Raw genomic sequence first — 26,887 nt, 5'->3', positions numbered from 1 at the left:
TGCCGGGCGATGACGGCGGAGAGATCGTCGGTGATGCGCTCCAGATGGGCGATTTTTTCTTCAAGAGGTTCCATGCGCCAGCGATACACCAAGCCAAAGGCGGGCGAAAGGTCGCCTTGCCCCGAGAGGAGCCATAAGTTAAGCCCTGCGGCAAAGCTAACACGGCAAGGACACCCCGATGGCCAAGGACAAGAAAGCCCCGCGCCCCAAGGCAGAAACGCCCAAGGGATTTCGCGACTATTTCGGCGTTGAAGTGAGTGAGCGCGCAGAGATGCTGCGCGCGATCACCGGGGTTTATCATCATTACGGGTTTGACGCTCTGGAAAGCGCGGCTGTTGAGACTGTCGAGGCGCTGGGCAAGTTTCTGCCCGATGTGGACCGGCCCAACGAGGGCGTCTTTGCGTGGCAGGAGTTTGACGAGGACGGCAAGGGCGACTGGCTTGCCTTGCGCTATGATCTCACCGCCCCTTTGGCGCGGGTTTATGCGCAGCACCGCAACGCGCTGCCCACGCCTTACCGCCGCTATGCCATGGGCCCTGTCTGGCGCAACGAGAAGCCGGGGCCGGGGCGCTACCGGCAGTTTTACCAGTGTGATGCGGATACGGTTGGCACGGCCAGCGTGGCCGCCGATGCGGAGATTTGCGCGATGTTGAGTGACACGCTGGAGAAGGTCGGCATTCCGCGCGGCGACTATATTGTGCGGATCAACAACCGGAAGGTGCTGAACGGGGTGCTGGAGGCCACCGGTGTTTCTGATGCGGCCAAGCAGGCCGACGTGCTGCGCACCATCGACAAGTTTGACAAGGTGGGCGCGGCGGGTGTGCGCGAGCTTTTGGGCAAGGGGCGGCTGGATGCCTCGGGGGCCTATATTGACGGTGTCGGCCTGACGGATGCGCAGGCGGAACCTGTCTTGACCTTCCTCACCTCCAAGGGCGCGGGCAATGCCGAGACGCTGGCCAACTTGCGCGGCGCTGTGGGCGAGAGTGCCACGGGGGCCGAGGGTGTGAACGAGCTAGAAGAGATGGCGCAGCTTCTGGCCGCGCAGGGCTATGGCGAGGATCGTATCGTGATTGACCCGAGCGTCGTGCGCGGGCTTGGGTATTACACCGGCCCGGTTTTTGAGGCCGAGCTGACCTTTGAAATTCTCGATGAGAAGGGCCGCAAGCGGCAGTTTGGTTCTGTGGCCGGTGGCGGGCGTTATGATGACTTGGTCAAGCGCTTTACCGGGCAGGCTGTGCCGGCCACTGGCGTTTCTATCGGGGTGGACCGCCTGCTTGCGGCGCTGCGCGAGAAGGGCCGGCTGGAGAGCAAGGCGGCGGGGCCGGTTGTTGTCACTGTGATGGATAAGGCACGCATGGCGGAGTATCAGGGGATGGTGGCCGAGCTGCGGCAAGCGGGGATCAGGGCCGAGGTCTATCTTGGCAACCCCAAGAACTTTGGCAACCAGCTCAAGTATGCCGATAAGCGCGAAAGCCCTGTGGCGATTATCGCGGGGAGTGATGAGGCCGAGCGCGGTGTGGTGCAGATCAAGGATCTGATCCTGGGGGCAAAGATTGCCCAGAGCGCGACGCTGGAAGAGTGGAAAGAGCGGCCCAGCCAGTTTGAGGTGCCGCGCGCCGAACTTGTAAGCAAGGTGCGCGAGATATTGGACAGCAACGATGCCTGAGGGGTTGGCAAAACGGGCCGAGGCGGCGCGCGTTCGGGCGATGTTTGAGGCGGCAGGCGCGCTGCCTGTGGAGACATCGGTTTTGCAGCCTGCGGAGCTGCTTTTAGACCTTTACGGCGAGGATATCCGCGCGCGGGCCTATGTGACCTCGGACGCCCTGCGCGGCGAGCAGATGCTGCGGCCGGACTTTACCGTGCCGGTGGTGCAGATGCATATGCAGCACGGGGCGGAGCCGGCGCGCTATACCTACTCCGGCGAGGTGTTTCGCCGTCAGGAAGATGACGCGAGCCGCGCCAACGAGTATTTGCAGGTGGGCTATGAGATATTTGAGCGCGATGCGCCGCATGAGGCGGATGCGGAGGTTTTTGCGCTGATGTCCTCGGTGTTGCGTGGGCTGCCTCTGCGGGCCGCGACGGGGGACATTGGCATTTTGATGGCCGCCGTCGAGGGGCTGCGCACAACCGCGCGCCGCAAGGCGGCGCTGCGGCGGCATATCTGGCGGCCCAAGCGCTTTCGGGCGCTGATTGACCGCTTCTCGGGGCGCAGCGAGGTGCCTGCAAGCCGCTTGGCGCTGCTGGCAGCGGCAGACCCTTTTGCACAGGCGGCTCCCGAGATCGGACTGCGCGGGCGGCGCGAGATAGAGGCCCGGATTGCGGCGCTGCGCGAGGATGCGGCGGAAGGGCCGCTTGGCGCAGGCGAGGTGGCCTTGATGGAGGCCATCCTGGCGGTGCAGGAAACGCTGCCCAATGCGCTGGAGCAGCTCAGCGACATTGCGGTGGATATGCCCGCGATCGCCAAGGCTGTGGAAGGGTTGCGCCGCCGCACCGGCGCGCTGGCGGCGCGCGGCGTAGATGTGGCGCAGCTGGCGTTTGAAGGCAGTTACGGGCGCGCTTCGATGGAATATTATGATGGGTTCGTTTTTGGATTTTACGCCGAGGCGCGGGCCGATTTGCCGCCCGTGGCCAGCGGCGGGCGTTATGATGCGCTGACCCGTCAGCTTGGGCAGGGCACCGAGATTCCCGCTGTTGGCGGTGTTGTGCGCCCGGGCCTTATGCTGGGCCTGAAGGAGGGCAGCCTATGAGCCTGAAGCTGGGGGTGCCCTCCAAGGGGCGGTTGATGGAGAAAACCTTTGAGTGGTTTGCGGCGCGGGGCGTGACGCTCAGCCGTGCGGGCAGCGCGCGCGAATATGCCGGCAAGGTTGAAGGTATTGAGGGGGTCGAGCTGGTGCTGCTCTCGGCGGGGGAGATACCGCGCGAGCTTGCGGCGGGCCGTATCCATCTTGGCGTTACGGGGACAGACCTCATTCGCGAGAAGCTGGGCCAGTGGGAGCAGCGCGTGGAGGCGCTTGCAGAGCTGGGCTTTGGCCATGCGGATCTGATCATTGCTGTGCCACAGGCCTGGGTGGATGTGGACACGCTGGACGACCTTGACGCCGTGGCGGCGGCCTTTCGGGCGGAGCATGGTTTTCGGCTGCGCATTGCCACGAAATACCACCGGCTGGTGCGCGAGTATCTCAGAGAATGCGGTGTTGCGGATTACCAACTGGTGGACAGCCAGGGCGCAACGGAGGGCACGGTGAAAAACGAAACCGCCGAGGCTGTGGCGGACATCACCTCGACGGGCGACACGCTGCGTGCGAACCATCTGAAAATTCTGTCTGACGGGCTGATCTTGCGCAGCTCGGCCACGCTTTACCGCGCCCGCAATGTGGAAATGTCTCCGCAGGCGCGCTCGGATATGACCCGCCTTTTGGCGCAGCTAGATTTGTAACCATACGATCAGGTATGGTCTTGCCAATCTGGCCTTGGGAGGCAGATATTCTGGGCCGCAAAAAGCAGGTTCAGAGAATGCCAATATCGGCGAGGGCCACCGCGAGTTCGGGGGGCAGGGCATCATCGCTGGCGCGGGTCTCTGTGAGATCTGCCGGGGCGTCTTCGGGCTTGAGGTAGCGCCAGCCCTGAAACGGGCGCTTGAGCGCGGGGGCCACGCGCACCAGCTCCGGGGCAAGCACAAACCCGCAGCGGCGGATTCCGTCGCTGCCGATGATTTCTTCAAAACCGAGCACGGGCTGGCGGGCCTGAATGGCCCCTTTGATCACCCAATAGATGCTGCCACCTGCCAGAACCTCGCTCTCGCGCTTGGGCCACATGCGGGTGATGTGGAAGGGCAAGCCCTTTGGATGTTGGGCGGCGCGGGTTTTTTGCCAGGCGGCGAGGCTTTCCACGCTTTCGGTGCCGACACTTAGCTTTACCAGATGTATTGTATTCTTCATGAGCGCCCCCTAGATGCTGTAGTCTAATCGGGGCAAAATGATTCTTCCACTCACGTTATTTTCTTTGGCGGGCGTGAATGGGTTTGACCCGGGTTTCAACGGTGCTTAGTTTGTCAGTCCTGCCACGTCTGAAATAACTTGATCTGGGGATCACCACATGAGCCGTTTTTCTGCGCCTATTGCCGAGCAAATCTGGGATATGAAGTATCGTTTCAAACAGGCGGACGGCAGCCCGCTTGATAGGACGGTGGAAGACAGCTGGCGGCGGATTGCCCGCGCGCTGGCGGCTCCGGAAGCCGATGCGCCCCATTGGGAAGAGGTGTTTTACGAAGCGCTGGAGGATTTCAAGTTCCTGCCGGCGGGCCGGATCACCGCGGGGGCGGGCACCGAGCGTGCGGTGACTCTGTTCAATTGCTTTGTGATGGGAACCATACCCGACAGTATGGGCGGCATTTTTGACATGCTCAAGGAGGCCGCGCTGACCATGCAGCAGGGCGGTGGCATCGGCTATGACTTTTCCACCATTCGCCCGCGCGGTGCGGATGTTCTGGGGGTTGCTGCGGATGCGAGTGGGCCTTTGAGCTTCATGGATGTCTGGGATGCCATGTGCCGCACCATCATGAGCGCAGGCAGCCGCCGGGGCGCCATGATGGCCACCATGCGCTGTGACCACCCCGATATCGAGGATTTCATCACCGCGAAATCGGATGCGGCGCGTCTGCGCATGTTCAACATGTCGGTTCTGGTCACCGACCCCTTCATGGAGGCTGTGAAGGCGGGCAAGAGCTGGGATTTGAAATTTGACGGCAAGGTTTATCACACGGTCGAGGCGCGTGACTTGTGGAACAAGATCATGCAAGCCACCTATGATTATGCCGAACCGGGGGTGATTTTCATCGACCGGATCAACCAGATGAACAACCTCAGCTATTGCGAGACGATTGCAGCCACGAACCCTTGTGGCGAGCAGCCCTTGCCGCCTTATGGCGCGTGTCTGCTGGGCTCTATCAACATGGCCAAGATGGTGACCGAGCCCTTTGAGGCCGGTGCAAAGCTTGATCTGGGCGCGCTGGGCGCGCTTGTCGCGGCGGCTGTGCGGATGATGGACAATGTGGTGGATGCCTCCAAGTTTCCGCTGCCCGCCCAGGCGCAGGAAGCGCAGGCCAAACGGCGGATCGGGCTGGGGGTGACCGGGCTGGCCGACGCGCTGCTCATGGTTGGGCTGAAGTATGGCACCGACGAGGCTGCGGCGCAGACGGAAGAGTGGCTGCACGCGATTGCGCGCGCCTCTTATCTTGCCTCGGTGGAGCTTGCCAAGGAAAAGGGGGCTTTCCCGTTGTTTGAGGCGGAGAAGTTCCTGGCCAGCGGATCCATGCAGGGGATGGACGCGGATGTGCGCGCGGCGATTGCGGAGCACGGCATTCGCAACGCTTTGCTCACCTCGATTGCGCCCACGGGCACGATCAGCCTTTATGCGGGCAATGTCAGCTCGGGGATCGAGCCGGTGTTTGCCTATGCTTACAAGCGCAAGGTTTTGCAAAAAGACGGCTCGCGCACCGAGGAAGAGGTGGTGGATTATGCCGTGGCGCTTTGGCGGGAGAAGTTTGGTGACGCGCCTTTGCCCGACTATTTCGTGAACGCCCAGACGCTGGCCCCGAGCGCGCATGTGAAGATGCAGGCGGCAGCGCAGAAGTGGATTGACAGCTCGATTTCCAAGACGATCAACTGCCCTGAGGACATTGATTTTGATGCCTTCAAGGATGTTTACATGCAGGCCTGGGACACGGGCTGCAAGGGCTGCACCACCTATCGGCCCAATGATGTGACAGGCTCGGTTCTCTCTGTGAGCGAAGAGAGTGATGCCGCGCCCGAGGCCGACCAGGGCGCGGATGTGATCTATATGTCAGAGCCGCTGGAGCGGCCCAAGGAGCTGGAAGGCACGACCTATAAGCTCAAGTGGCCTGACAGCGAACATGCGATTTACCTGACGGTGAATGATGTGGTCATCGGCGGGCACAGGCGGCCTTTCGAGGTGTTTATCAACTCCAAGAACATGGAGCATTTTGCCTGGACCGTGGCGCTGACGCGGATGATCTCGGCTGTGTTCCGCCGTGGGGGCGATGTGAGCTTTGTTGTGGAAGAGCTCAAGGCCGTGTTTGACCCGCGCGGCGGCGCCTGGATGGGCGGGAAATATATCCCCTCGATCCTTGCGGCCATTGGTGGCGTGATCGAGAAGCACATGATCTCGATTGGCTTTATTGAAGGCGAAGGCATGGGCTTGAAGGCCGATCCGACTGCGGCGGTGGTGAACCTTGATGCACCGCGCGGCAAGAGCTGCCCCTCTTGCGGGCAGTATGACATGCGCATGGTTGAGGGCTGCATGACCTGCGCCTCTTGTGGCCATAGCAAATGTGGCTAAGACCGGGGCACTGAGCCTTTGAGACATGACCATTGGCAGCGCAGGTTGCCAGTGGTTTTTTTTGGCGGTCTTTGGGGTTTCTGTAGGATCCTGTGCGGCACAGCGGGCGCTTATTTTTTGGGCGGTTGGGGTTTGCTGTGCCTAGCAGATGAGCAAATGCCATCTGCGCCGCTGTTCAGAGGGTGGTGCAACTGCGCTTGGCCCTGCCATTGCCGCATGGGCTGTGCTGAGACGGGGGCAAGCTTTGCCCTCAACTTGCGCCGCATCTGCGCCACTGGAGAGATCCGATCAACCACGCCCTTCCCATAGAGCCTCGCCCTGAGGGGTTTCAAGATGGTCTTGCACCGCCGCGTGCCCGTGGGGGCGGCGCGCTGACGGTCTTTGGTGACGCGGCTGGGGTGACCCGGTTGCGGCGGTTGCGCCAGTCTGGCGCTCTGAAGCTGGTGTTTCCGCGCAGCCATGGACCTGATGCCGAGGTGGTGCTTGTCAATACCGCGGGCGGCATTACCGGTGGCGACCGTTTTTGTCTCACCATTGAGATGCAGGCCCGCGCGCAGCTCACGCTCACCACGCAGGCGGCCGAGCGCGCCTATCACGCACAGCCGGGCGAGGATGGGCGCTATAGGAGCCAAATCACCGTGGGGCCGCAGGCTGCGTTGCGGTGGCTGCCGCAAGAGCTGATCCTGTTTGAGGGGTCTTCCCTGCGGCGCCAGTTGGAGATTTCGTTGGCCGAGGGGGCGCAGCTCTTGATGGTGGAGCCAATTGTGTTTGGCCGTGTGGCCATGCCCGAGGAGCTGCGCAACATTCGTTTTGAAGACCGGATCCGCGTTTTGCGGGCCGGGCAGCCGTTGTATTTGGACGGTCTGACCCTGACGGGGGATGCCACGGCCCATCTGGCGCAGGCGGCTGTGGCGGAGGGGGCCGGTGCGCTGGCTTCGGTTGTTTTTGTCGCGCCCGAGGCGGAGCGGCTTTTGGCGGATGTGCGCGCGATGTTGCCGCGCCAAGGCGGCGCGAGCCTGATTGCGCCGGATGTGCTGGTGGTGCGGCTTCTGGCCGCCGACAGCTATGTGCTGCGCCAGCACCTTTGCCCGCTTCTGCGCCGGCTATCGGGCAGGGATTTGCCCATTTCCTGGAGAGTATAGACCATGCAGCTGACCCCGCGTGAGAAAGACAAACTGTTGATTGCCATGGCTGCGGAGGTGGCGCGCAAGCGGCTTGCGCGCGGTGTGAAGCTCAATCACCCCGAGGCGGTTGCGCTGATCACGGATTTTGTTGTCGAGGGCGCAAGAGACGGGCGCTCTGTGGCGGATATGATGGAGGCAGGTGGCATGGTGTTGACCCGCGCCCAATGTATGGAGGGCATCGCGGAGATGATTGAACAGGTGCAGGTGGAGGCGACGTTCCCGGACGGGACAAAGCTCGTGACCGTCCACAATCCGATCCGGTAATTTTGACAGGGAGTATGGACATGAAACTGGCAATAGTGACAGCGTTTCTGGCTTTGGCCGCCGCCCGGGCCGAGGCCCATGAGGGGGCCGGGCTGCACCATCATTTGCATGATGGCAACTGGCTTTGGCTGTTTTTCGGGCTGGCCGGCGTGGCGGCGGCGGCTTTTGTCTGGCGGCACAAATGATCCCGGGGGAGCTGTTTGTGGCGGCGGGCGAGATTGTGCTCAATGCCGGGGCTAAGACGGTGCATCTGGTGGTGGCCAACACCGGTGACCGCCCGGTGCAGGTGGGCAGCCATTATCATTTTGCCGAGACCAACCCCGCCCTCGCCTTTGACCGTGCGGCGGCGCGGGGGATGCGGCTTGATATTGCCGCCGGGACGGCGGTTCGTTTCGAGCCGGGCCAGCGGCGGGATGTGACGCTGATTGCGATCGGCGGTGCGCGCCGGATTTTCGGCTTCAACGGCCAGATCATGGGAGCGCTCTGAATGCCTGTGCAGATACCACGCGGCCACTACGCCGCCATGTATGGCCCGACCACGGGCGACCGGCTGCGCCTGGCAGATACCGATTTGATCATCGAGGTGGAACGGGATTTGACCACCTATGGCGAAGAGGTGAAATTTGGCGGTGGCAAGGTCATCCGCGATGGCATGGGCCAATCGCAGCAGACCCGCGCTGGCGGCGCGGTGGACACGGTGATCACCAATGCGCTGATTGTCGATCACAGCGGCATTTACAAGGCCGATGTGGCGCTGCGCGACGGGCTTATTCACGCCATTGGCAAGGCGGGCAACCCCGATACCCAGCCGGGCGTCGATATTGTCGTCGGGCCGGGCACCGAGGTGATTGCGGGGGAGGGGCGTATTCTCACCGCGGGCGGGATGGACAGCCATATCCATTTTATCTGCCCCCAGCAGATGGAGGACAGCCTACATTCGGGGGTGACCACCTGTTTTGGCGGTGGCACCGGCCCGGCCCATGGCACATTGGCCACCACCTGCACCCCCGGCGCATGGCATATCGGGCGGATGTTGCAGGCCTTTGACGGGATTCCCATGAACATCGGCTTGGCCGGGAAGGGCAATGCCAGCCAGCCGGAGGCTTTGGTGGAAATGGTGGCCGGGGGGGCCTGTGCGCTGAAGCTGCATGAAGACTGGGGCACCACCCCGGCGGCGATCGACTGCTGCCTGTCGGTGGCGGATGACATGGATGTGCAGGTGATGATCCACACCGACACGCTCAACGAGAGCGGCTTTGTGGAGCAGACCGTTTCGGCCCTGAAAGGGCGCACCATTCATGCCTTCCACACCGAAGGTGCCGGCGGGGGACATGCGCCTGACATCATCAAGATTTGTGGGGATGCCAATGTCTTGCCATCCTCCACCAACCCCACGCGCCCCTTTACGGTGAACACGCTGGAAGAGCACCTGGATATGCTCATGGTGTGCCATCATTTGGACAAATCCATTCCCGAGGACATCGCTTTTGCCGAAAGCCGTATCCGCCGCGAGACCATTGCCGCAGAGGATATCTTGCATGACATTGGGGCCTTTTCCATCATTGCCAGTGACAGCCAGGCCATGGGCCGTGTCGGAGAGGTTCTGATCCGCACCTGGCAGACGGCCGACAAGATGAAAAAGCAGCGCGGCCGGCTGGCCGAGGAAACCGGTGACAACGACAATCTGCGCGTGCGCCGCTATATCGCCAAATACACCATCAACCCCGCGATTGCGCAGGGGGTGAGCCATGTCTTGGGAGATATCGCGGTGGGCAAGCGCGCCGATCTGGTGTTGTGGGACCCGGCATTTTTTGGGGTGAAGGCCGAAATGGTCCTTTTGGGGGGAAGCATTGTGGTGGCCCAGATGGGCGATCCGAACGCCTCTATCCCGACACCGCAGCCTGTGTATAGCCGCCCCATGTTCGCAGCGATGGGCACGGCGCGCCGGCATGGCTCGGTGAGCTTTGTGTCCCAAGCGGCGCAGGCGGCGGGGCTGGCTGAGACGCTGGGTCTGCAAAAGCCCACCGTGGCGGTGCGCAACACCCGCAAGATTGGCAAGCGCGACATGCGGCTCAATGATGCGCTGCCCCAGATCGAGGTGAACCCGGAAACCTATGAGGTGCGGGCAGACGGCGCTTTGATCACCTGCCAGCCGGCGCAAACCTTGCCGATGGCGCAGCGGTATTTCATGTTTTAGGAGGCCCCAATGACAGATATTCCCATAGCGCAAAGGCTGCATCGCAAGGGCCAGTGGCAGGGTCCGGCGCTGCTTTGTGCGCTTGATTATAGCGCGCGATTGTTGCGCCGAAAGCGGCTGACAACCAGCACAGGCGAGCGCTTTCTTGTTGATCTGGCGCAGACCACTTCGCTTGAGGATGGGGATGCGCTGGAGCTTGAGACAGGACAGCTGGTGCAGATTTCGGCGGCGCAAGAGGCGCTTTACCGTGTGACGGGGCCTGATCTTGTTCGGCTGGCGTGGCATGTTGGCAACCGCCACACCCCCTGCCAGATCGCGCCGGACCACCTCTGCGTGCAGGCTGATCCGGTGATCGGGCATATGTTGGAGCATCTGGGCGCGCGCTTGGAGCCCGTGTCTGCGCCTTTTAAGCCCGAGGGGGGGGCTTATGGCCATGGGCGCACCCAGTCTCATGCGCATGGCGCGACGGCCCATGCCCACTGACCCCCCGGCGGCTTGCGCGGCCTCGATCCTGACGCTGGCGCAATGGCTGTCGCCAGCGTTCCCGATCGGGGCGTTTTCCTATTCGCATGGGTTGGAGACGGCGATTGCGACGGGGGCTGTGGGCTCGGCGCAAGAGCTGGCGCAGTGGCTAAAAAGCGTGCTGGCCCATGGCAGCGGACGCAACGACGCGATCTTGCTGCGCGCGGCTTTTGACGCGCCGGACAGAGCGGCGCTGGAGCGGGTTGATCAGGTGGCGTTGGCCTTTGCCGCCAGCGCCGAGCGCCGCCTTGAGAGCCGCTTGCAGGGCGCGGCTTTTGGCCAGACGGTTGCGGCTGTCTGGGGCCGCCAGCCCGCAGAGGCGGCGTTTGAGGCGGAGTGGCTTTTGGAGCTCTGTTTGCCTGTCGCGGTTGGCGCGGCGGCGGCGCGCCAGCGCCTTGATCTGGAGATGTGCGTTGTCCTTTATGTGCAGGCCTTTGCGAGCAATCTTGTTTCGGTGGCCATGCGGGCTCTGCCGCTTGGGCAGACCGAGGGGCAGGCCGTTCTGGCGGGACTGGCGCCGCTTTGCGCCGAGATTGCGCAGCAAAGCCGTGGGGCCGGGCTGGAGGATCTGCACAGCAGCGCCTTTTTGTCCGATATCGCCGCGATGCACCATGAAACACTTCAGCCAAGGATTTTTCGCACATGACACATCAGCTAAACGGCCCTTTGCGGGTTGGAATCGGTGGCCCTGTCGGGGCTGGAAAAACCACCCTCACGGCCTGTCTTGCCCGGGCGCTGCACCCGGGCCTGTCCTTGGGAGTGATCACCAATGATATTTACACCCGCGAAGATGCCGAGGCGCTGATGCGGATGCAGGTTTTGCCGCAGGACCGGATTTTGGGCGTGGAAACCGGGGGCTGTCCGCATACGGCCATTCGCGAGGATGCTTCGATCAACCTTGCCGCCGTGGCGCAGATGCGCGCGCGCCATGCGGCGCTGGAGCTGGTCCTGATCGAGAGTGGGGGGGACAATCTTTCGGCCACCTTTAGCCCCGAGCTGGCTGACCTGACGATTTATGTGATTGATGTGGCCGCGGGCGAGGAAATTCCGCGAAAAGGTGGCCCGGCGATTACCAAATCCGATATTCTGGTGATCAACAAGACCGATCTGGCCCCCCATGTTGGCGCATCGCTGGAGGTGATGCAGCGTGATGCGGCGCGTATGCGCGGCGAGCGGCCCTTTGTGTTTTGCGCGCTGCGCCACGGGCAGGGCGTGGCGGCGGTGCTTGAGTTGCTTTTTGAGCTTGGGGGGCTACGCAGGCCAGAGCCGCTCAGCGACAGGGTTGCGCAGCCCGAAGGGGCTTAGGCCGCAAAGAGCACCGCAAGATCTGCTGGGCGCTAAGGGGCGCTAAGGGGCGCGGCTTTCTGGCGCTCAGTCGGAAGATTGCGGGCCAGAAGAGCCGCTGGCGCGTGCGTGTTTTTTCTGGGCGCGGTAGGAGAAGGGCAAAGAGGCCAGGTAGAGGCAATTGCCAATGATCAGGGTCGGCCAGGGATAGACCATAAGGCAGGCCACAAGCACCATGGCGGCCACGATCACAAGCGGCAGGTGGGCGCGCTTGATACTGGCATGTTTGATGGAGAAGGTCGGAATTGTGCTCACGGCGAGCAGGCCAACCCCGATGATGTAGGCTGCGCGCAGAAAGGGCCAGTCGGTCTCGTCAAATCCGGCGAGGTGCATATAGATGGGCATGAGCGCAAGACAGGCCAGTGCCGGGGCCGGAACGCCCACAAAGTGGTCATCTTTCTTGAGGGTGACATCGGCGTTTTTCACAGAGAGGTTGAAGCGTGCCAGCCGCAATGCGCAGCACACAGCCAGCACCAAAGTGGCCAGAAACCCGAGGCTGGAAAGCTCGGTGCCGATGTAGAGCGTGTTGTAGAGCAGCACACCCGGAACGATTCCGAAGTTGAAGAAATCGGCCAGGGTATCGAGCTCGGCCCCAAAGGGGCTGGCGGAGTCCAAAAACCGCGCCAGCTTGCCATCGGCGGCATCCAGAAAAACCGCGATCAGAATGAAATACAACGCGCTTTCGATATGGCCTTCCAGGCTCATGCGCAGCGAGGTCATCCCGGCGCAAATGGCAAACGCGGTGACCACGCTGGGCACGATGTGGCGCAGCTTTATCTCGCTGGGGGGGCTCATTCAGGCAAGCCCTGCCGGTTGGGCGCGGGGGTGTTGAGATCGGCGAGGATGCTCTCGCCTGCCACGGCGGTCTGACCCACGGACACCAGCGGTGCAACCCCTTTGGGCAGGTAGACATCCAGACGGCTGCCAAAGCGGATCAGCCCGAAGCGGTGGCCCGCGCCAAGCTGGCTGCCCACTTTGACAAAGCAGACAATCCGCCGCGCCACCAGACCGGCGATCTGCACCACACCGATCCGCACCCCTGCGGGCGTTTGGATGGTGATGCTGTTGCGCTCGTTGTGCTCGCTGGCTTTGTCGAGCGAGGCATTGAGGAATTTGCCGTGGCGATAGACCACATGGGTAACCTCGCCCGCAACGGGCGCACGGTTCACATGGCAGTTGAAGACATTCATGAAAACCGAGACCCGGGTGACAGCTTCCGTGCCAAGCCCGAGGTCTTCAGGCGGCACCACATCTTCGATCAGCGAGATGATCCCATCGGCTGGCGAAATCACCAACCCGTCTTGCTGGGGCACCACGCGCACCGGGTCGCGAAAGAAGTAGTAGCACCAGACCGTGACCCCGAGCCCGAGCCAGAAAAGCGGCATCCAGACAAAGGAGAGGGCAATGGCGATAGCGCCAAAGGTGGCGACAAATTTGCGCCCTTCTTTGTGCATCGGCACGGCAACGATCTTGAGCATATTCATAAGCGGTCTTTCCGGTTAGGGCATTGGGGTGGCTTTTGCGGCGTGCTGGCCGCCCCCCGATACGCACAGGCTTTTGTGAGAATGTCTCTTGGCACAAACCGCGTGGCGCGCCAACAGAATAAAGCATTGCTGCGGTGGCGGCAGCGGGTGTTTGTGGTGGTGTCAGCGCGGTTCAGATGTCTTTCATCAGGCGCAGGGCGTCATAGATGGCGGCGTGGGTATTGCGCGCAGAGACGGCATCACCGATGCGAAACAGCTGGAAGCCGGCCTCTGTCTGGGCTGTGGCGGGTTGGGGCTGCCCGGCAATCAGCGCCTCATAGTCTACCGCCCCGGCATTGCGCGACAGTGGCTTGAGCTCAAAATAGAGCTCCTCCAGCGGCAGGGTGCCATAGTTGAGCACAACCTGGTCAACCCGGGTGTCATAGCTGTGACTGCTATAATCGGTGCCGATTGTGGCGGTGAGGCTGTTGCCGGTGCGGGCCACGCCCAGAAGGCGGCGGGCGACTGTGAAGGTGACATCCTTGTCCTGAAGCGCGCGCATGTAGGGCACAAGGTTCATCGCCATGACCTCGGGTGCGAAGGTGCGGTCCGGGGTCATGATTTCCACGCTGGCCCCCGCGTTTGCGGCAATTTCGGCGGCTTGCAGCGCCGGGTGATCGCCGCTTTCGTCATAGATCAGGACCTTGCCTGCGGGTTTGACATCGCCTGAGAGGATGTCCCATGCGGAGACGACATGCGCGGCCTCGGCATGGGTTTCAAAGAGCTGCGTGTTGGGCAGACCGCCGGTGGCGATGATGACCACATCCGGCGCAAGGGCGGTGACATCTGCGGCCTCGGCCCAGGTGTTGAACTGAAAGCGCACATCGCGCGCCGCGCATTGGGCCATGCGCCAGTCGATGATCCCGATCATCTCGCGGCGGCGCGGGGATTGCGCGGTGAGGCGGATCTGCCCGCCCGGCTCGGGCTGGGCCTCAAAGACCGTCACATCATGGCCGCGCTCGGCGGCGACGCGGGCGGCCTCAAGCCCCGCCGGACCAGCGCCGACGATGACAACCCTGCGCCGCGCGGGGGCGGGGGCAATGCTGTGTGGCATGGTCAGCTCGCGGCCTGTGGCGGCATTGTGCAGGCAAAGCGCCTCGCCGGCTTGATAGATACGGTCCAGGCAATAGGTTGCGCCGACGCAGGGGCGGATGTCGTCTTCGCGCCCCTCGATGAGCTTTTTGACAATATGCGGATCGGCCATATGGGCGCGGGTCATGCCGACCATATCGAGCTGGCCGGATTGCACCGCATGGCGGGCCGTGGCCACATCGGGGATGCGCGCGGCATGGAAGGTGGGCAGCCCTGTTGCCTTGCGCACCGCACCGGCAAAATCAAGGTGGGGGGCACTGGCCATGCCCTGCACGGGGATAACATCGGTCATGGCGGGGTCGGTGTGGATTCTCCCCTTGATGACATTGAGAAAATCCACCTGCCCAGTGGCAGCGAGCCGGCGGGAAATATGCAGCCCTTCTTCCGCGGTGATGCCGCCTTTTTGCGCTTCATCGGCGGTGTAGCGCAGCCCGACGATAAACGCCTCGCCCACGCGTTTGCGAATGGCGGCGAGCACATCAAGCGGGAAGCGCAGGCGGTTTTCCAGCGTGTCCGCGCCGTAGGGGCCGGTGAGATCATTGGTGAGGGGCGACCAGAACTGATCGAGCAGGTGGCCGTAGACCTGAAGTTCGATCCCGTCCATGCCACCGGCTTTCATGCGCTCGGCGGCATCGGCGAAATCTTCGATTATGCGGGCGATGTCCCAATCTTCGATGAGCTTGGGAAAGGCGCGGTGGGCCGGTTCGCGGTGACGCGAGGAGGAGACGGAGGGGAGCCAGTCGCCCTTGTTCCAGGTGGTGCGGCGGCCCAGATGGGTGAGCTGGATCATGGTGGCGCAGCCGTGTTCGTGGCAGGCGTCTGTCAGCTCCTTGATCCAGGGCACGACCTCGTCCTTATAGGCGAGGATGTTGTTGAAGACGGGCGGGCTGTCTTTGGAAACGGCGGCGGAGCCCGCTGTCATGGCCAGGGCAACACCGGCCTTGGCGCGCTCGGCGTGATAGGCGGTGTAGCGTGCTTTGGGCATTCCGTCTTCGGGGTAGGCGGGTTCGTGGCTGGTGGTCATGATCCTGTTGCGCAGGGTCAGGTGCTTGAGCTGGAAAGGTTGCAGCAGGGGATCTTTGGACATGGCGCGCCTTCAGAGCAGTGGAGAGCCGGTGGCAGGGCTTTGGCCCCCCGCCGTGTTGGGGCCAAGTTTTAACGCGGTTTCGGGAAAGGGAAAGAGCGATCTGCGCCTTGGAGCTGTCTGCGCCCTTGCGCCGCCCCTGACGCCGCCCCTGTTGCCGCGCATGACGCAGTCTGTGGGCGGCCCGGCTTTGAGCGTGCAGGGAAAGAGGTGAGAGGCTGATCACGACCCAAGCGGGGCTCGTTGCGGCTGCTTCCTTCCGGATCTGACCGGGTTGGCGAGGCGCCTGCCCGCGCCAACCTCTCAAGGCTCGATATAGGCTTCGGGTTCGGGATTCGCAAGAGCTTGCGGGCGGCCTGTGCCCGCGAGGCGGAGCCGCATTTGCGCGAACCCCTCTGGCGTGTGGCGGATGAAGTCGATGCCCTGTGCGGGGCAGCTTTGCGCTGTGGGCGACGTTAAAAACAGCGCCGAGCTGTGCACCATCGGCTTGAAGCGCCACGACGGATGCGCGATGGGGGCGATGGTGCCGCGGGCCTTGATATGGCGGGCCAGCACGCTGCGGCAGCTGACGCCGGTATCAAGCAGCAATGCGGGCGGCTCTGTGCCGGGCAGATCGGGCCAGGGGCTTTTGGCCCGGTGCGAGCTGGTGGCCAGCACAAAGCGGCTGTCATCTTCGACAGGTTTGCCCTGATACTTCAGCGCCGCAATGCGGCCCGCCTGCTGGGCGGTTGTCACGCGTTTGCGCTCATGGGTGAAGAGCGCGGGCTTGCTGAGGTCGATTTCGTAGTCAAGCTGGGGGATGACATCAAACAGGTAACAGGGAAAGGCCGGGTCGTGCAGGGGGCTGTCTTGCGCCCCGTGTGACACCTGACAAAACAGGCTTGCGCTCATTTCCAGCCAGGCGCGCAGCGCCTTGCCGGTGATGGAGACAGCGCAGAGCGTGTCGTGAAAGCTGTAGAGCTTGTCCAGGTCGCGGGTGTTGAGCGTGCCTTTGGGGATGTGGCAGAAATATTCGGCCCCGCCATGGCCGCCCGCACGAAACGGGGCGACGGCGGCCAGCAGCGGCGGGAGCGGCTCTGGCTGGGTGCCTTGCAATGCGTCCCGCAAATGGCTGGCAAAGGCCTCAGCCACAAGTTGCAAGCCGGCGTTGTCTTGCACGAGGGCAAAGAAGCTGTCGATTTGCTGGGTTGTCTCGCCCAGGGGCCGGGACAGCGCTGCGAGGGTTTGTTGGTGATCGGGTGTGAGTTGTTCGCGCATCTTTGGGCATTCGGGGGCATTTGGCGGTGTCCGGGTCACGCGCAGGGCGGTTTCCGTGATCTGCCAATGCGCGGCGCTCAGGCGCAAAGAAAGATCTGCCTGACCGAGGTATTCGCGCCAAGCGCCGGTGATCATCTTGGGTGTGTGCGCACCTGGCGCAAAGCGTTGCACGCGGCCGGGCGGAGGGCAGACGGTATGTGTATGGCCCAGCAGCAGCAGATCGGCGTGTTGCAGCGCCGCCCGGGTTTCTGGGCGCAGGCTGTCATAGGCGCAATGCGCCAGAACGATGCACAGATCTGCGCCCTCTGCCCGCATGGCGGCCAATGTGGTTTCAAGCGCGGGCACGATGGGCGCGCAGCTGATGGCACTGGTCGGATGCGCGCCTGCGGCCAAGGTGCTTTGGGGCAAGACGCCAGTGACCCCGATCCGCAGGGGGTGGCGCATGTCTGGCTGCTGGCGTTCGAGCACCACAAAGGGTTTGAGCTGTGCCGCAAGCGGGTGCGCTGCGGGCAGGCACAGGTTGGCGCTGACCACCGGAAAATTGGCCTGTTTGAGCGCTTGGGCGAGGTGGTCGAGCCCGAAATCAAGATCATGGTTGCCAAGGGTCACCGCATCATAGTGCAGGGCATTCATGGCGCTGATCACCGGATGGTCGTTTTGCGGTTCGCAGCCGGGGGTCTGGGCCAGCCTGTCGGCGATTGGCGAGCCCTGGAGAAAATCGCCCGAGTCCAGAAGCAAATTCAGCGGCTCTGCCCTGCGCGCCGCGGCTATTTGCAGGGCGGTGCGGGCCAATCCACGGCGCTCAAACAAGCGGTTGTTGGCATAGTCATAGGCCAGCAGGTGCCCGTGGATATCGCTGGTCTGCAAGACGCGAAGGCGGGCGCGGGTGTCAACGCGGGTGCGCAGGGGCGCACTGACGGGGGCAGGGGCAGCAGGAGGTGTCAGGGGAGGATGCCTTTTGAACGGAGAAACTTGTGAACGATACCAAGCTCTCTTAACACGCCTGAGTTGAATTGATCAACCAAAGGCGGCGCCTGCTGCGTGCGGTGTGCGGGGGCCGCATTTGGGGCAATTCAGCGCAGTCTGTTCAAGGGCGCGCATCGCGGCTAGAAAGCCTTAACAAACCGGTGGGGGCAGGATGAAACTGGCTGAGACAGTCACATTTGGCGGCGGGGCGCTGGAGCGCGCGGCCGAGATTCGCGGAGCGCCAGAGCTGTTGGCCGAGGCCATTGCACGTGGCGAGGGCGAGGCGATTTTGCTTTGGCGGGGTAAGCCGTTGCTGGAGGGAGCTGCGCGCGACCGGTTGGCGCGTTTGCCGCTCAACCATCCGGTGGTTGCGGCACATGGCAAGGAGGCGCTCCTCTTGGGGCGCACGCCTGAGGGCCGGCTCGTCTTTGTCAGCGATATTTCCGATTGGGTGCCCACCGAGGTGGATGAGGCCGCTTTGGGCGCGTTTTTTGACCCCAGCGAGCAACGCCACCCGCTTTTGGAAGAAGATCAGGTGTTTTTGGAGTTGCGCGGCGTGATGACTCGGCTTGGCGCGCAGGATGCAGAGCTGGCAGCGACCGCGCGCGCGGTGCTTGGCTGGCATCGTGCGCACCGGTTTTGTGCGGCCTGCGGGCAGGAGAGCGAAATGATCATGGCGGGGTGGCAGCGCGCGTGCCCGGGCTGCAACACCCAGCACTTTCCGCGCACAGACCCTGTGGTGATCATGTTGATCACGCGGGGCAACTCTGTGTTGATGGGCCGCTCACCGGGGTGGCCGGAGGGCATGTATTCGTTGTTGGCCGGCTTTGTTGAGCCGGGGGAGACGATCGAGGCGGCGGTGCGACGGGAGGTTTTTGAAGAGTCTGGCGTGCGTGTGGGAGAGGTTGGATACCTTGCGAGCCAGCCCTGGCCGTTTCCCGGCTCGTTGATGCTGGGCTGTGCCGGAGAGGCCGAAACCTCGCAGATCGTTTTGGACCCCAACGAGCTGGAAGATGCCGCCTGGTTCACCCGTGAGGAAATCGTGCAGGCTTTTGCGGGCGAGCACCCCTGGCTTCAGCCCGCCCGAAAAGGCGCAATTGCGCATTTTTTACTTTGGCACTGGTTGGCAGATCGGCTTAAATAGCGGTCAGTGTCGGCCAAGCAGCCAGAGTTTTATCAGAGGCGTAACGAGTATGAAATTTTCCGCAGATCAGGATGTCGAGGCATCTGTTTCCCATGTTTTTGCCGCTGTGAGCGACTTCGATGGCCTTGCCCGCAAGGCCATGCGGCGCGGGGTGCAGGTGACGCGGCTGGACAATCTGGACGGGCCCGTGGCCGGGATGGCCTGGGAGGCGGTTTTCAGCTTTCGTGGCAAGGCGCGCAAGCTGCACATCGAGCTGGTGGAGGTGGATGCGCCCAACGGGTTGTCAGCCAAGAGCCAGACCAAAGGTCTGGACACCCGGCTCGTGCTCGGGCTGGTGGCCATGTCCAAGGCCCGCACCCGGATGAGTATTGAGCTTGAGCTTATGCCGCAGTCACTGGCTGCGCGGCTTTTGGTGCAATCGTTGAAACTGGCGCGGGGCACCGTGAGCAAGCGCCTCAAGGGGCGTCTGGCCGAGTTTGCCAAGCTGACGGCAGAAAGCTATCGCCATACCGGGTGAGGCGGCAGCAAGGCTTGTGCGAGGGCCCGGCCTTGCTTATCTCTTGAGATATGCTGACAGGGAACACGCGAATGACCAAATTTGACAAAGCCAGACTGCCGAGCCGCCATGTGACGGAGGGGCCATCCAAAGCGCCGCACCGCTCGTTTTATCATGCCATGGGCATGACAGAAGAGGAGATCCACCAGCCGTTGGTGGGTGTGGCCTCCTGTTGGAACGAGGCAGCGCCCTGCAATATCTCGCTCAACCGTCAGGCGCAGGCCGCCAAAGCGGGCGTGCGCGAGGCGCATGGCAGCCCGCGCGAGTTTACCACCATCACCGTGACCGACGGGATTGCGATGGGCCATGAGGGGATGCGCTCCTCTCTGGCGAGCCGTGAGGCGATTGCCGACACGGTCGAGCTGACCATGCGGGGGCATTGTTATGACGCGCTCGTGGGCCTTGCGGGCTGTGACAAGAGCCTGCCGGGGATGATGATGGCGATGATTAGGCTCAATGTGCCGTCTGTTTTCGTCTATGGCGGGTCTATTCTGCCGGGCCGCGCCCCCACGGATCAGGGAGTTCCTGAAGATCTTGCTGGCCGAGATTTGACCGTGCAGGACATGTTTGAAGCGGTGGGCCGCCACCAGAATGGCACGCTTTCAAGCGAGGCATTGGCTGTGCTGGAGCGCGTGGCCTGCCCCAGTGCGGGCGCCTGTGGTGGGCAGTTCACCGCCAATACCATGGCCTGTGTGAGCGAGGCCATCGGGCTGGCGCTGCTCAACTCCTCGGGCGCGCCTGCGCCTTACGAGAGCCGCGACCAATATGCGGCTGCATCGGGCGAAGCGGTGATGATGCTGTTGGAGAAAAACATTCGCGCGCGCGATATTGTCACCCGCAAAGCGCTGGAAAACGCGGCGCGGGTTGTCGCCTGCACCGGCGGCAGCACCAATGCAGGCCTGCATTTGCCGGCCATGGCCCATGAGGCCGGGATCGAATTTTTCCTTGAGGATGTTTGCGATATTTTCCGCGACACGCCCTATTTTGTCGATCTGAAGCCGGGTGGCCAATATGTGGCCAAGGATCTCTACGAAGCCGGTGGCGTGCCGGTGGTGATGAAAGAGCTGCGCAAGGCCGGTTTGCTGCATGAAGACTGCATGACCGCGGCGGGCATGAGCCTTGGCGAGGCGCTTGACAGGATCGAAGGCGAGGCCGACGGCAAGGTGATTTACCCTATCGAGACGCCGATCACCAAGACCGGCGGTGTTGTCGGTTTGAAGGGCAATATCGCGCCGGAGGGCGCGATTGTGAAGGTCGCGGGGATTGCACCGGAGCATCAGGTGTTCACCGGGCCTGCGCGGGTGTTTGAATGCGAGGAAGACGCGTTTGAAGCCGTGCAGAACCGGGCCTATGAAGAGGGCGAGGTTCTGGTTATCCGCAATGAGGGCCCCGCAGGCGGGCCGGGTATGCGGGAGATGCTGGCCACCACGGCGGCGCTGTCCGGGCAGGGCATGGGCAAAAAGGTTGCGCTGATCACGGATGGCCGCTTTTCGGGCGCGACGCGGGGCTTCTGTGTGGGCCATGTTGGCCCGGAAGCCGCACATGGCGGGCCGATTGCGTTTTTGGCCACCGGCGACATGATCACCATTGATGCGATCAAGGGGGAGTTGTCGGTTGCGCTTAGCGCGACCGAGCTGGCCCAGCGCAAGGCCGATTGGGCCGGCCCGCGCGAGACCATCTATGCCTCCGGGGCGGTCTGGAAATTTGCCCGCCTTGTGGGCGCCACCTACAAGGGCGCGGTCACGCATCCGGGCGCGCAGGCGGAGAAACATGTCTATATGGACCTCTGAGCAGAGGGCTGTTGCAGCCAGTGTGCCAACCCGCTTGCACAAGAGTTTGCACGCTGGTCTGCGCGCCCTTGGGTTCGGGGTGGTGCTCGGGTTTTTGAGCGCTTGCCTGCCCGGTGCCCTTCCTGGTGCGCTGGCCAGCGGCGGGGCTGGCAAGAGCTTTGCCCTGGCGCGTGCCGAGATTGTGCCGGGGCGTGTTGTCGCCAGTGGGCCGCCGGGGTTCTGCATTGACAGGCGGAGCCTGAAAACAGGGCGCAACAGCGGATTTGCCCTGCTTGCGCCCTGCGCGGCCTTGGATTCTGGTGCTCTTGGGCTGGGCCTTGAGGCTGCTATTTTGACCATTCAGGTGCAACCGGCGCAGGCGCCTCTGGCAGAGATCAGCGCGGCCGGGCTGGCACAGGCCTTTGCTGACGAGGCCCCGATATATGAGGAAGACGCGGGTGACGTGAGCCTTGTTCATCTGGCGCGTGGCGGCGCGCAGCCCATTCCGAACGGGGATGAGAAACACTGGCGCGCGGCTTTGGTGGTGAACGGACATCTGGTTGGGCTGGCTGTTTATGCCGAAGCGGGTGGCGTGGCCGCAGGGCGCGCAGGCAGGGCGCTTTTGTTGCGGTTTGCCAAGGCGATTGTTGCGGCCAGTCCGCCCAGCACCTAACCCGGGAGCCGGCCCACAGCGGGCATCTTCTGCTGTTTTTGTGAAAACAGCCCTTTTCGTTAACTTTGTTTCCATTAGAGTGCTGCGAAACGCGTGCAGTGAATTGGTAGTGAGTGACGATGGTTTTTTCTTCGGGTGGTGCGGCGCTCAAGCGCGGGCTCTTCCGGCTGGTTTTCAGAGGGTGGCGGCGTGCGGCCCAATCCGCGCGGCTCACGCGGCTTGACAGGCTGCGCGCCCAGCGTGCGCAAGCCCGCAAGCTCAAAACCCAGCTCGACAGTCTGATCCATGTGGCAGACGAGCGGCTCGCCTTGCCGCTGATCGGGTCTCAGGCCTTTGAGAAGCCGTTTGACTCCGATTGGTCCTGGCGGCCCGAGTTGTGGCGCGGCCCGCTGAGCAGCCCGGGCCTCAGCTCGGCACAGACCAAGGCAAAACTGGGTTCGGAGGTGACGCTGTTTCACGATTGCCAGCACTCGGAGCTGACGCTGCGCCAGATCCGCAACCACCGCGAAGCCGATCTGGCACCCTATGGTTTCAGGATGGATGTTTTCAAATTTGACGGCTCGTTTCTGTCGGTGGTGATTGATCTGCCCGAGGCGGCGGCGCGCGGCTTGATGCGCAAGCATTTGTTGCGCATCCAGACGATTGTGGAGCTTGAAAAGCCATTGGAGATTTTTGCGCGCCTCAACATCAAGCATGGGCCCAACACCGAGCAGATTGTCCGCGAGCTGCCGATCAACCAGCAGGATGTGGTGGTGGAGTTTGACCTGGCCTATTCCAAGCTCAACGAAAAGAGGGTTGAGCGGATCTGGCTGGATCTGATTTTTGAGGGGCCCGAGATGAACCAAGTGATCCTGCGGGATTTAACATTCAGCCGCCGGCCAAGAGCCGAGCTATAGGGGGCAGTGATGAGCGAATATGTGGTCACCAAACGCCGGTTGATAGAAGGGCGCTGGTATGCGGCTGTCGGGCGCGCCGACGGGGCTGCGCTAGAGACGGCGCCGGCGCTCACGGTCGCGCTGGAGGGGGAGCCTGTCGCCGGGGTCAGCCTGACCGCAGGAGAGGGCGGGCTTTGGGAGCTGGTTGTGCCGGTGCCGGCCGAAGCGGTTTCGGACGGGCTGCGCACCATCGTTGTGCAAGACAGCGCAAGCCTTGCGGTGCTTGCGGGCCTCTCGCTCTTGGCGGGAGAGGCGCTGGACGGCGATTTGCGCGCCGAGGTAGAGCTGTTGCGCCAGGAGCTGGACATGCTCAAGCGGGCCTTTCGCCGCCATTGTGTGGAAACCGGCTGACGCGGCGTTTCGGGTGACTTGCGCCACAATTTGACGCAGATTTGCGCAAACAAGGGAGTCTCACATGCCGCAATATCCGAATATGCTTGCCCCGCTCGATCTGGGCCACACCACGCTGAAAAACCGTGTGATCATGGGTTCGATGCACACCAACCTTGAGGAAACCCGCGATTGGAACCGTGTGGCGGAGTTTTACGCCGAGCGCGCGCGCGGCGGGGCCGCACTGATGGTGACGGGAGGGATCGCGCCCAACCCTGAGGGGGGTGTCTTTCCCGGCGCGGCGGGGCTTTACAGCGCGACAGATATTGCCAACCACAAGATTGTCACCGACCGCGTGCACGCAGCGGGTGGCAAGATTGCCATGCAAATTCTCCATGCGGGGCGCTATGCCTACGGGCCGGAATGTGTGAGCGCCTCGCCGGTGAAATCGCCGATCAGCCCCTTTGCGCCCAAGGAACTGGACGAGGCAGGCATCGAAAAGCAGATCGCCGATTTTGCAACGGCCGCCGCCAACGCGAAGCGGGCGGGGTATGACGGTGTCGAGGTGATGGGCTCGGAAGGCTATTTCATCAACCAGTTCCTTGTGACCCATGTGAACAAGCGCACCGACCGCTGGGGCGGCTCTTATGAGAACCGGATGCGCTTGCCGATCGAGGTTGTGAAGCGGGTGCGCGCGGCTGTGGGGGATGACTTCATCATCATCTACCGTCTGAGCATGATCGACCTTATTCCAAACGGCTCGACCCATGACGAGGTTGTGCAGCTGGCGCTGGAGATTGAAAAGGCGGGCGCGAGCATGATCAACACCGGCATCGGCTGGCATGAGGCGCGCATCCCGACCATCGCCACCAGCGTGCCGCGCGCGGGCTTTGCCTGGGTGACGAAGAAGCTGATGGGCAAGGTGGGCATTCCGCTCATCACCTCCAACCGCATCAACATGCCCGAGGTGGCCGAGAGTGTGCTGGCGGAGGGATGCGCGGACCTTGTGAGCATGGCGCGGCCTTTCCTTGCGGACCCGCATTTTGTGAAGAAAGCGCAAGAGGGGCGCGCAGAGGAGATTGCGCCCTGTATTGCCTGCAATCAGGCCTGTCTGGACCATACGTTCCAAGGCAAGATTTCCAGCTGCCTTGTGAACCCGCGCGCCTGCTTTGAGACCGAGCTGACGCTTGAGCCGACGACCACGCCCAAGCGGCTGGCCGTTGTGGGCGCGGGGCCTGCGGGGATGAGCGCGGCCATTGCCGCCGCCGAGCGGGGCCATGATGTGACGGTGTTTGACCGCGAGACAGAGATTGGCGGGCAGCTCAACATGGCCAAGCAAATCCCCGGTAAGGAAGAGTTCTGGGGCTTTGTGGACTGGTTTGGCACCATGGCCAAGAAGCACGGCGTTCAGCTCAAGCTGGGCGCGGCGGTGGGTGCTGAGGATCTGGCCGGGTTTGACGAGGTGATTGTCGCCACCGGCGTGTTGCCCCGTGACCCTGCGATCGAGGGGCAGGACATGCCCCATGTGCTGAGCTATGTGGATGTGCTGCGCGGAAAGGCCAAAGCGGGCAAGCGCGTGGCGGTTGTCGGTGCGGGGGGGATCGGCTTTGATGTGAGCGAGTTCCTTGTGCATGAAGGCGAGAGCCCGACGCTGGACCTTGAGGAGTGGAAGGAAGAATGGGGCGTCGGCGACCCGAGCGAGAGCCGTGGCGGGCTTGCGCCCGAGGGGCCGCAGCCTGACGCACCGGCGCGGGAGGTGGTGCTCTTGCAGCGCAAGGCGGAGCGGCATGGCAAGCGGCTGGGCAAAACCACCGGCTGGATCCACCGCGCGGCGCTGAAGATGAAAAATGTCGAGATGGTCGGCGGGGTCAACTACGAAAAGATCGACGCAGACGGCTTGCATGTGAGCTTTGGCGAGGGCCGCGAAAACCCGACGCTGATCGCGTGCGACACGATTGTGATGTGCGCGGGGCAGGTGAGCGAGCGCTCCTTGGCGGATGCGCTGGAGGCCAAAGGTGTGACGGTGCATGTGATCGGCGGTGCGGATGTGGCCGGTGAGCTGGATGCGAAGCGCGCGATTGATCAGGGCACGCGGCTGGCGGCGGCGCTTTAGGGGTCGTTTTGCGCTTTGCGCAAACCGACCCGCGGGGGAGCTTTGCTCCCCCGATTCATAAGCCCGAAGGCTTATGAATCTCCCCCTCAGGATATTTGGGGCAAGAAGAAAGAGCAGGGGCTTGGCGCGCGCTAGAGGAGGGCGTTTTTGGCGGCTTTGAGCTTTGATTTGTTCTGGATGCTGCGGTTGAGGCGCAGGAACTCGGCCTGAAGGGCAGGAGCGTTTGCGGTGTTTTGGGGCGGCACGGGCTGCAGCGTTGCGCGGGTGTGCGCCGGAACCTGAAGCAGATCGAGCAGGGCGGCGGCGGGGCCTTCGGGGGCTGTGCTGTAGTCTTCCAGCCGTGCTGTGGCAACGCGGACGGGCAGGGCACGCGCCAGCAGGCGGGCCTCTTCCTCGGGGCCGGGCAGATCGGGGAAGCGGGCACGGAAGGTTTCGAACGTATCGGTGAGGCGGATGGAGCGCAGCAGATGCCCATAGACGGAGCGGACCCAGGCTTCGCGCTCGCGGGTTGTATAGAGGAAAGTAATATCGACCTCGGAGCCGAAGCGGCGGCGCAGCTCGGATATGATGACCGTTGCGAGGCGTTTGGCGGGGCGCTGGTAGGAGGTCATCAGGCGGCCTGAAAGGGTGCGGTGGCCGGGCATACCGCCAGAAAAGGTCTCGCGGCTGAGCACGATGGTGGGGTGATCGGGAATGGTGGCGAGAAAGTGGCGCAGGGCGCGGCGAAACAGGAACAACCGGTGAGGAAAGGGGCGCTGGGCATAGAGGCGGGCCTGTGCGCCGGCATTGAGAAAATCTGCCTTGCCGTAGTAGGCCAGATGCGGAGCAAGGGCGGTTTTGTTGAGGCGGAGGAAGTCTTGCAGGCTGGTTGTGCCTGTTTTGTGAAAACCGGCGTGGACGACCACGCGGGTCATGCAAAGAGGCCTTCCGGAGGGTCGGCTATGAGCCGGCCTGTGGCCAGATCGACCGTTGGAACGGCGGCTTTTGAGAAGGGCAAGAGCACGGTGGCGCTGCTGCCTTTGGCCTGCACTTCCAGAAGATCACCTGCGCCGTGGTTTTGCACGGCCTTGACGCAGCCCAGCTCTGTTCCGCCGGTATCAAGCACGGTGAGGCCGATGAGATCGGCGTGGTAGAATTCGTCATCTGGCAGGGAGGGGAGCTGGCTGCGGGCCGCAAAGAGCTGTGTGCCGCGCAGGGCGTCGGCCTCTTCCTTGGTGCTGACGCCGCTCAGGCGGGCGCAAAAACCGTTGTTGATCTGCCGGGTGATGGTGACGGTGAAGCTGCGCGTGCCGTCTTCTGTGAAGAGCGGGCTGTAGATGGCGATGTCTTGCGGCGCGGCAGTGAAGCTTTTGAGGCGCACCTCGCCGTGCACGCCAAAGGCGCCTGCGATGGCTCCGACACAAACTTGATCGCTCATGGGCGCGCTCCTTTACAGAGGCCGGATGAGAGCTCACCGCCAGCTGTCTGGCAGCGCTCGTCATGGGCCGATTTTTCGTAAGATACACCCGCGAGAAAGGCGGCGCCAATCAAAAACAGGGTGCGGAAAGGGCGAAAGAGGAAGCGCATTTCTGAGGCGG

26 protein-coding genes and 1 other RNA gene are annotated in these 26,887 nt (G+C 62.9%); 19 read left to right on the top strand and 8 right to left on the bottom strand.

All coding sequences use genetic code 11. The features are described 5' to 3' along the window. The first annotated feature begins 178 nt into the window (after positions 1-178). From hisS to hisG, 3 genes are read left to right on the top strand one after another with little or no spacing between them, the layout of a single operon-like run. Positions 179-1,666: a histidine--tRNA ligase gene (hisS, locus tag Q0478_RS06465; protein WP_298677328.1), complete on the top strand. Its 1,488-nt coding sequence runs from the start codon at positions 179-181 to the stop codon at positions 1,664-1,666. Continuing rightward, positions 1,659-2,747 carry an ATP phosphoribosyltransferase regulatory subunit gene (locus Q0478_RS06460; RefSeq protein WP_298677325.1) on the top strand — a complete coding sequence of 363 codons (1,089 nt, stop codon included), beginning with the start codon at positions 1,659-1,661 and terminating at the stop codon, positions 2,745-2,747. Before hisS ends, Q0478_RS06460 begins: the two co-directional genes overlap by 8 nt. Continuing rightward, complete coding sequence (gene hisG, locus Q0478_RS06455; RefSeq protein WP_298677322.1) at positions 2,744-3,436, top strand: ATP phosphoribosyltransferase; 693 nt, start codon at positions 2,744-2,746, stop codon at positions 3,434-3,436. The genes Q0478_RS06460 and hisG overlap by 4 nt, the downstream gene beginning before the upstream one ends. 70 nt (positions 3,437-3,506) lie before the next feature. Here hisG and Q0478_RS06450 read toward each other — a convergent pair whose 3' ends face one another. Beyond that, on the bottom strand, positions 3,507-3,938 hold the full coding sequence (locus tag Q0478_RS06450) for a DUF1489 domain-containing protein (protein ID WP_298677319.1): 432 nt from the start codon (positions 3,936-3,938) through the stop codon (positions 3,507-3,509). Between the two features lie 157 nt (positions 3,939-4,095). Between Q0478_RS06450 and Q0478_RS06445 the strand changes: the two genes are divergently transcribed. From Q0478_RS06445 to ureG, 9 genes are all read left to right on the top strand, one after another. Then, a complete protein-coding gene (locus Q0478_RS06445; RefSeq protein ID WP_298677316.1) occupies positions 4,096-6,357 on the top strand; it encodes an adenosylcobalamin-dependent ribonucleoside-diphosphate reductase in 2,262 nt (753 codons plus the stop codon). 398 nt (positions 6,358-6,755) lie between these two features. Continuing rightward, complete coding sequence (locus Q0478_RS06440; RefSeq protein WP_298677313.1) at positions 6,756-7,499, top strand: urease accessory protein UreD; 744 nt, start codon at positions 6,756-6,758, stop codon at positions 7,497-7,499. A 3-nt stretch (positions 7,500-7,502) separates the two neighbouring features. Continuing rightward, positions 7,503-7,805, top strand: a complete 303-nt coding sequence (locus tag Q0478_RS06435) for an urease subunit gamma (RefSeq protein ID WP_298677310.1) — start codon at positions 7,503-7,505, stop codon at positions 7,803-7,805. A gap of 20 nt (positions 7,806-7,825) precedes the next feature. Further along, on the top strand, positions 7,826-7,990 hold the full coding sequence (locus Q0478_RS06430; RefSeq protein ID WP_298677307.1) for a hypothetical protein: 165 nt from the start codon (positions 7,826-7,828) through the stop codon (positions 7,988-7,990). After that, the gene (locus Q0478_RS06425) at positions 7,987-8,292 is read left to right on the top strand and encodes an urease subunit beta (RefSeq protein ID WP_298677304.1); all 306 of its coding nucleotides are present in this window, start codon (positions 7,987-7,989) and stop codon (positions 8,290-8,292) included. The genes Q0478_RS06430 and Q0478_RS06425 overlap by 4 nt, the downstream gene beginning before the upstream one ends. Then, on the top strand, positions 8,293-10,002 hold the full coding sequence (gene ureC / locus Q0478_RS06420; RefSeq protein WP_298677301.1) for an urease subunit alpha: 1,710 nt from the start codon (positions 8,293-8,295) through the stop codon (positions 10,000-10,002). It begins immediately after the preceding gene. Positions 10,003-10,011: 9 nt separating this feature from the next. Further along, positions 10,012-10,485, top strand: coding sequence for an urease accessory protein UreE (locus tag Q0478_RS06415; protein WP_298677298.1), 474 nt, complete (start codon positions 10,012-10,014; stop codon positions 10,483-10,485). Continuing rightward, positions 10,475-11,170 (top strand): urease accessory protein UreF, encoded by a 696-nt coding sequence (locus Q0478_RS06410; RefSeq protein ID WP_298677295.1) that lies wholly within the window; start codon positions 10,475-10,477, stop codon positions 11,168-11,170. Before Q0478_RS06415 ends, Q0478_RS06410 begins: the two co-directional genes overlap by 11 nt. Continuing rightward, entirely contained in the window at positions 11,167-11,829 is a 663-nt protein-coding gene (gene ureG / locus Q0478_RS06405; RefSeq protein WP_298677293.1) for an urease accessory protein UreG, read from the top strand. The genes Q0478_RS06410 and ureG overlap by 4 nt, the downstream gene beginning before the upstream one ends. A gap of 66 nt (positions 11,830-11,895) precedes the next feature. Here ureG and Q0478_RS06400 read toward each other — a convergent pair whose 3' ends face one another. From Q0478_RS06400 to Q0478_RS06380, 5 genes are all read right to left on the bottom strand, one after another. Continuing rightward, complete coding sequence (locus Q0478_RS06400; protein ID WP_298677290.1) at positions 11,896-12,663, bottom strand: phosphatidylcholine/phosphatidylserine synthase; 768 nt, start codon at positions 12,661-12,663, stop codon at positions 11,896-11,898. Continuing rightward, the gene (locus Q0478_RS06395) at positions 12,660-13,352 is read right to left on the bottom strand and encodes a phosphatidylserine decarboxylase (protein WP_298677288.1); all 693 of its coding nucleotides are present in this window, start codon (positions 13,350-13,352) and stop codon (positions 12,660-12,662) included. Before Q0478_RS06395 ends, Q0478_RS06400 begins: the two co-directional genes overlap by 4 nt. A gap of 172 nt (positions 13,353-13,524) precedes the next feature. Continuing rightward, positions 13,525-15,570, bottom strand: a complete 2,046-nt coding sequence (locus Q0478_RS06390; protein ID WP_298677286.1) for an NADH:flavin oxidoreductase — start codon at positions 15,568-15,570, stop codon at positions 13,525-13,527. Positions 15,571-15,775: 205 nt separating this feature from the next. After that, an RNA gene (gene ffs, locus Q0478_RS06385) (signal recognition particle sRNA small type) lies at positions 15,776-15,873 on the bottom strand. After that, positions 15,871-17,691, bottom strand: a complete 1,821-nt coding sequence (locus Q0478_RS06380) for a 5'-nucleotidase C-terminal domain-containing protein (protein ID WP_298677284.1) — start codon at positions 17,689-17,691, stop codon at positions 15,871-15,873. The genes ffs and Q0478_RS06380 overlap by 3 nt, the downstream gene beginning before the upstream one ends. Before the next feature lie 271 nt (positions 17,692-17,962). Between Q0478_RS06380 and nudC the strand changes: the two genes are divergently transcribed. From nudC to Q0478_RS06345, 7 genes are all read left to right on the top strand, one after another. Then, complete coding sequence (gene nudC / locus Q0478_RS06375; RefSeq protein WP_298677281.1) at positions 17,963-18,934, top strand: NAD(+) diphosphatase; 972 nt, start codon at positions 17,963-17,965, stop codon at positions 18,932-18,934. Positions 18,935-18,983: 49 nt separating this feature from the next. Then, on the top strand, positions 18,984-19,451 hold the full coding sequence (locus tag Q0478_RS06370; protein ID WP_298677279.1) for an SRPBCC family protein: 468 nt from the start codon (positions 18,984-18,986) through the stop codon (positions 19,449-19,451). Between the two features lie 71 nt (positions 19,452-19,522). After that, the gene (gene ilvD, locus Q0478_RS06365) at positions 19,523-21,280 is read left to right on the top strand and encodes a dihydroxy-acid dehydratase (RefSeq protein WP_298677277.1); all 1,758 of its coding nucleotides are present in this window, start codon (positions 19,523-19,525) and stop codon (positions 21,278-21,280) included. Next, entirely contained in the window at positions 21,261-21,932 is a 672-nt protein-coding gene (locus Q0478_RS06360) for a hypothetical protein (protein WP_298677274.1), read from the top strand. The genes ilvD and Q0478_RS06360 overlap by 20 nt, the downstream gene beginning before the upstream one ends. Positions 21,933-22,051: 119 nt before the next feature. Further along, a complete protein-coding gene (locus Q0478_RS06355; RefSeq protein ID WP_298677272.1) occupies positions 22,052-22,828 on the top strand; it encodes a DUF6478 family protein in 777 nt (258 codons plus the stop codon). Positions 22,829-22,837: 9 nt separating this feature from the next. Next, entirely contained in the window at positions 22,838-23,218 is a 381-nt protein-coding gene (locus Q0478_RS06350) for a hypothetical protein (RefSeq protein WP_298677270.1), read from the top strand. Positions 23,219-23,282: 64 nt separating this feature from the next. After that, positions 23,283-25,310: an NADPH-dependent 2,4-dienoyl-CoA reductase gene (locus Q0478_RS06345; RefSeq protein WP_298677267.1), complete on the top strand. Its 2,028-nt coding sequence runs from the start codon at positions 23,283-23,285 to the stop codon at positions 25,308-25,310. A gap of 131 nt (positions 25,311-25,441) precedes the next feature. On the opposite strand, the gene Q0478_RS06340 is transcribed toward Q0478_RS06345, so the two are convergent. After that, the gene (locus Q0478_RS06340; RefSeq protein ID WP_298677263.1) at positions 25,442-26,224 is read right to left on the bottom strand and encodes a hypothetical protein; all 783 of its coding nucleotides are present in this window, start codon (positions 26,222-26,224) and stop codon (positions 25,442-25,444) included. Then, a complete protein-coding gene (gene rimM / locus Q0478_RS06335; RefSeq protein WP_298677260.1) occupies positions 26,221-26,727 on the bottom strand; it encodes a ribosome maturation factor RimM in 507 nt (168 codons plus the stop codon). The genes Q0478_RS06340 and rimM overlap by 4 nt, the downstream gene beginning before the upstream one ends. Positions 26,728-26,887: the final 160 nt, after the last annotated feature.

Source organism: uncultured Lentibacter sp. (assembly GCF_937123735.1).
In the GTDB taxonomy this organism is placed as follows: domain Bacteria; phylum Pseudomonadota; class Alphaproteobacteria; order Rhodobacterales; family Rhodobacteraceae; genus Lentibacter.
This window is presented reverse-complemented; position numbering and strand designations above follow the sequence as displayed.

Bases quoted from the DNA above. Each gene is read 5' to 3' on its own strand.
- Q0478_RS06395 (WP_298677288.1), bottom strand. From the start codon at position 13,352: ATGAATATGCTCAAGATCGTTGCCGTGCCGATGCACAAAGAAGGGCGC.
- ureG (WP_298677293.1), top strand. From the start codon at position 11,167: ATGACACATCAGCTAAACGGCCCTTTGCGGGTTGGAATCGGTGGCCCT.
- Q0478_RS06360 (WP_298677274.1), top strand. From the start codon at position 21,261: ATGTCTATATGGACCTCTGAGCAGAGGGCTGTTGCAGCCAGTGTGCCA.
- Q0478_RS06430 (WP_298677307.1), top strand. From the start codon at position 7,826: ATGAAACTGGCAATAGTGACAGCGTTTCTGGCTTTGGCCGCCGCCCGG.
- Q0478_RS06400 (WP_298677290.1), bottom strand. From the start codon at position 12,663: ATGAGCCCCCCCAGCGAGATAAAGCTGCGCCACATCGTGCCCAGCGTG.
- ureC (WP_298677301.1), top strand. From the start codon at position 8,293: ATGCCTGTGCAGATACCACGCGGCCACTACGCCGCCATGTATGGCCCG.
- hisS (WP_298677328.1), top strand. From the start codon at position 179: ATGGCCAAGGACAAGAAAGCCCCGCGCCCCAAGGCAGAAACGCCCAAG.
- Q0478_RS06340 (WP_298677263.1), bottom strand. From the start codon at position 26,224: ATGACCCGCGTGGTCGTCCACGCCGGTTTTCACAAAACAGGCACAACC.
- Q0478_RS06415 (WP_298677298.1), top strand. From the start codon at position 10,012: ATGACAGATATTCCCATAGCGCAAAGGCTGCATCGCAAGGGCCAGTGG.
- Q0478_RS06435 (WP_298677310.1), top strand. From the start codon at position 7,503: ATGCAGCTGACCCCGCGTGAGAAAGACAAACTGTTGATTGCCATGGCT.
- Q0478_RS06345 (WP_298677267.1), top strand. From the start codon at position 23,283: ATGCCGCAATATCCGAATATGCTTGCCCCGCTCGATCTGGGCCACACC.
- nudC (WP_298677281.1), top strand. From the start codon at position 17,963: ATGAAACTGGCTGAGACAGTCACATTTGGCGGCGGGGCGCTGGAGCGC.
- Q0478_RS06410 (WP_298677295.1), top strand. From the start codon at position 10,475: ATGCCCACTGACCCCCCGGCGGCTTGCGCGGCCTCGATCCTGACGCTG.
- Q0478_RS06445 (WP_298677316.1), top strand. From the start codon at position 4,096: ATGAGCCGTTTTTCTGCGCCTATTGCCGAGCAAATCTGGGATATGAAG.
- hisG (WP_298677322.1), top strand. From the start codon at position 2,744: ATGAGCCTGAAGCTGGGGGTGCCCTCCAAGGGGCGGTTGATGGAGAAA.
- Q0478_RS06425 (WP_298677304.1), top strand. From the start codon at position 7,987: ATGATCCCGGGGGAGCTGTTTGTGGCGGCGGGCGAGATTGTGCTCAAT.
- Q0478_RS06350 (WP_298677270.1), top strand. From the start codon at position 22,838: ATGAGCGAATATGTGGTCACCAAACGCCGGTTGATAGAAGGGCGCTGG.
- Q0478_RS06390 (WP_298677286.1), bottom strand. From the start codon at position 15,570: ATGTCCAAAGATCCCCTGCTGCAACCTTTCCAGCTCAAGCACCTGACC.
- Q0478_RS06370 (WP_298677279.1), top strand. From the start codon at position 18,984: ATGAAATTTTCCGCAGATCAGGATGTCGAGGCATCTGTTTCCCATGTT.
- Q0478_RS06355 (WP_298677272.1), top strand. From the start codon at position 22,052: ATGGTTTTTTCTTCGGGTGGTGCGGCGCTCAAGCGCGGGCTCTTCCGG.
- Q0478_RS06450 (WP_298677319.1), bottom strand. From the start codon at position 3,938: ATGAAGAATACAATACATCTGGTAAAGCTAAGTGTCGGCACCGAAAGC.
- ilvD (WP_298677277.1), top strand. From the start codon at position 19,523: ATGACCAAATTTGACAAAGCCAGACTGCCGAGCCGCCATGTGACGGAG.
- Q0478_RS06460 (WP_298677325.1), top strand. From the start codon at position 1,659: ATGCCTGAGGGGTTGGCAAAACGGGCCGAGGCGGCGCGCGTTCGGGCG.
- rimM (WP_298677260.1), bottom strand. From the start codon at position 26,727: ATGAGCGATCAAGTTTGTGTCGGAGCCATCGCAGGCGCCTTTGGCGTG.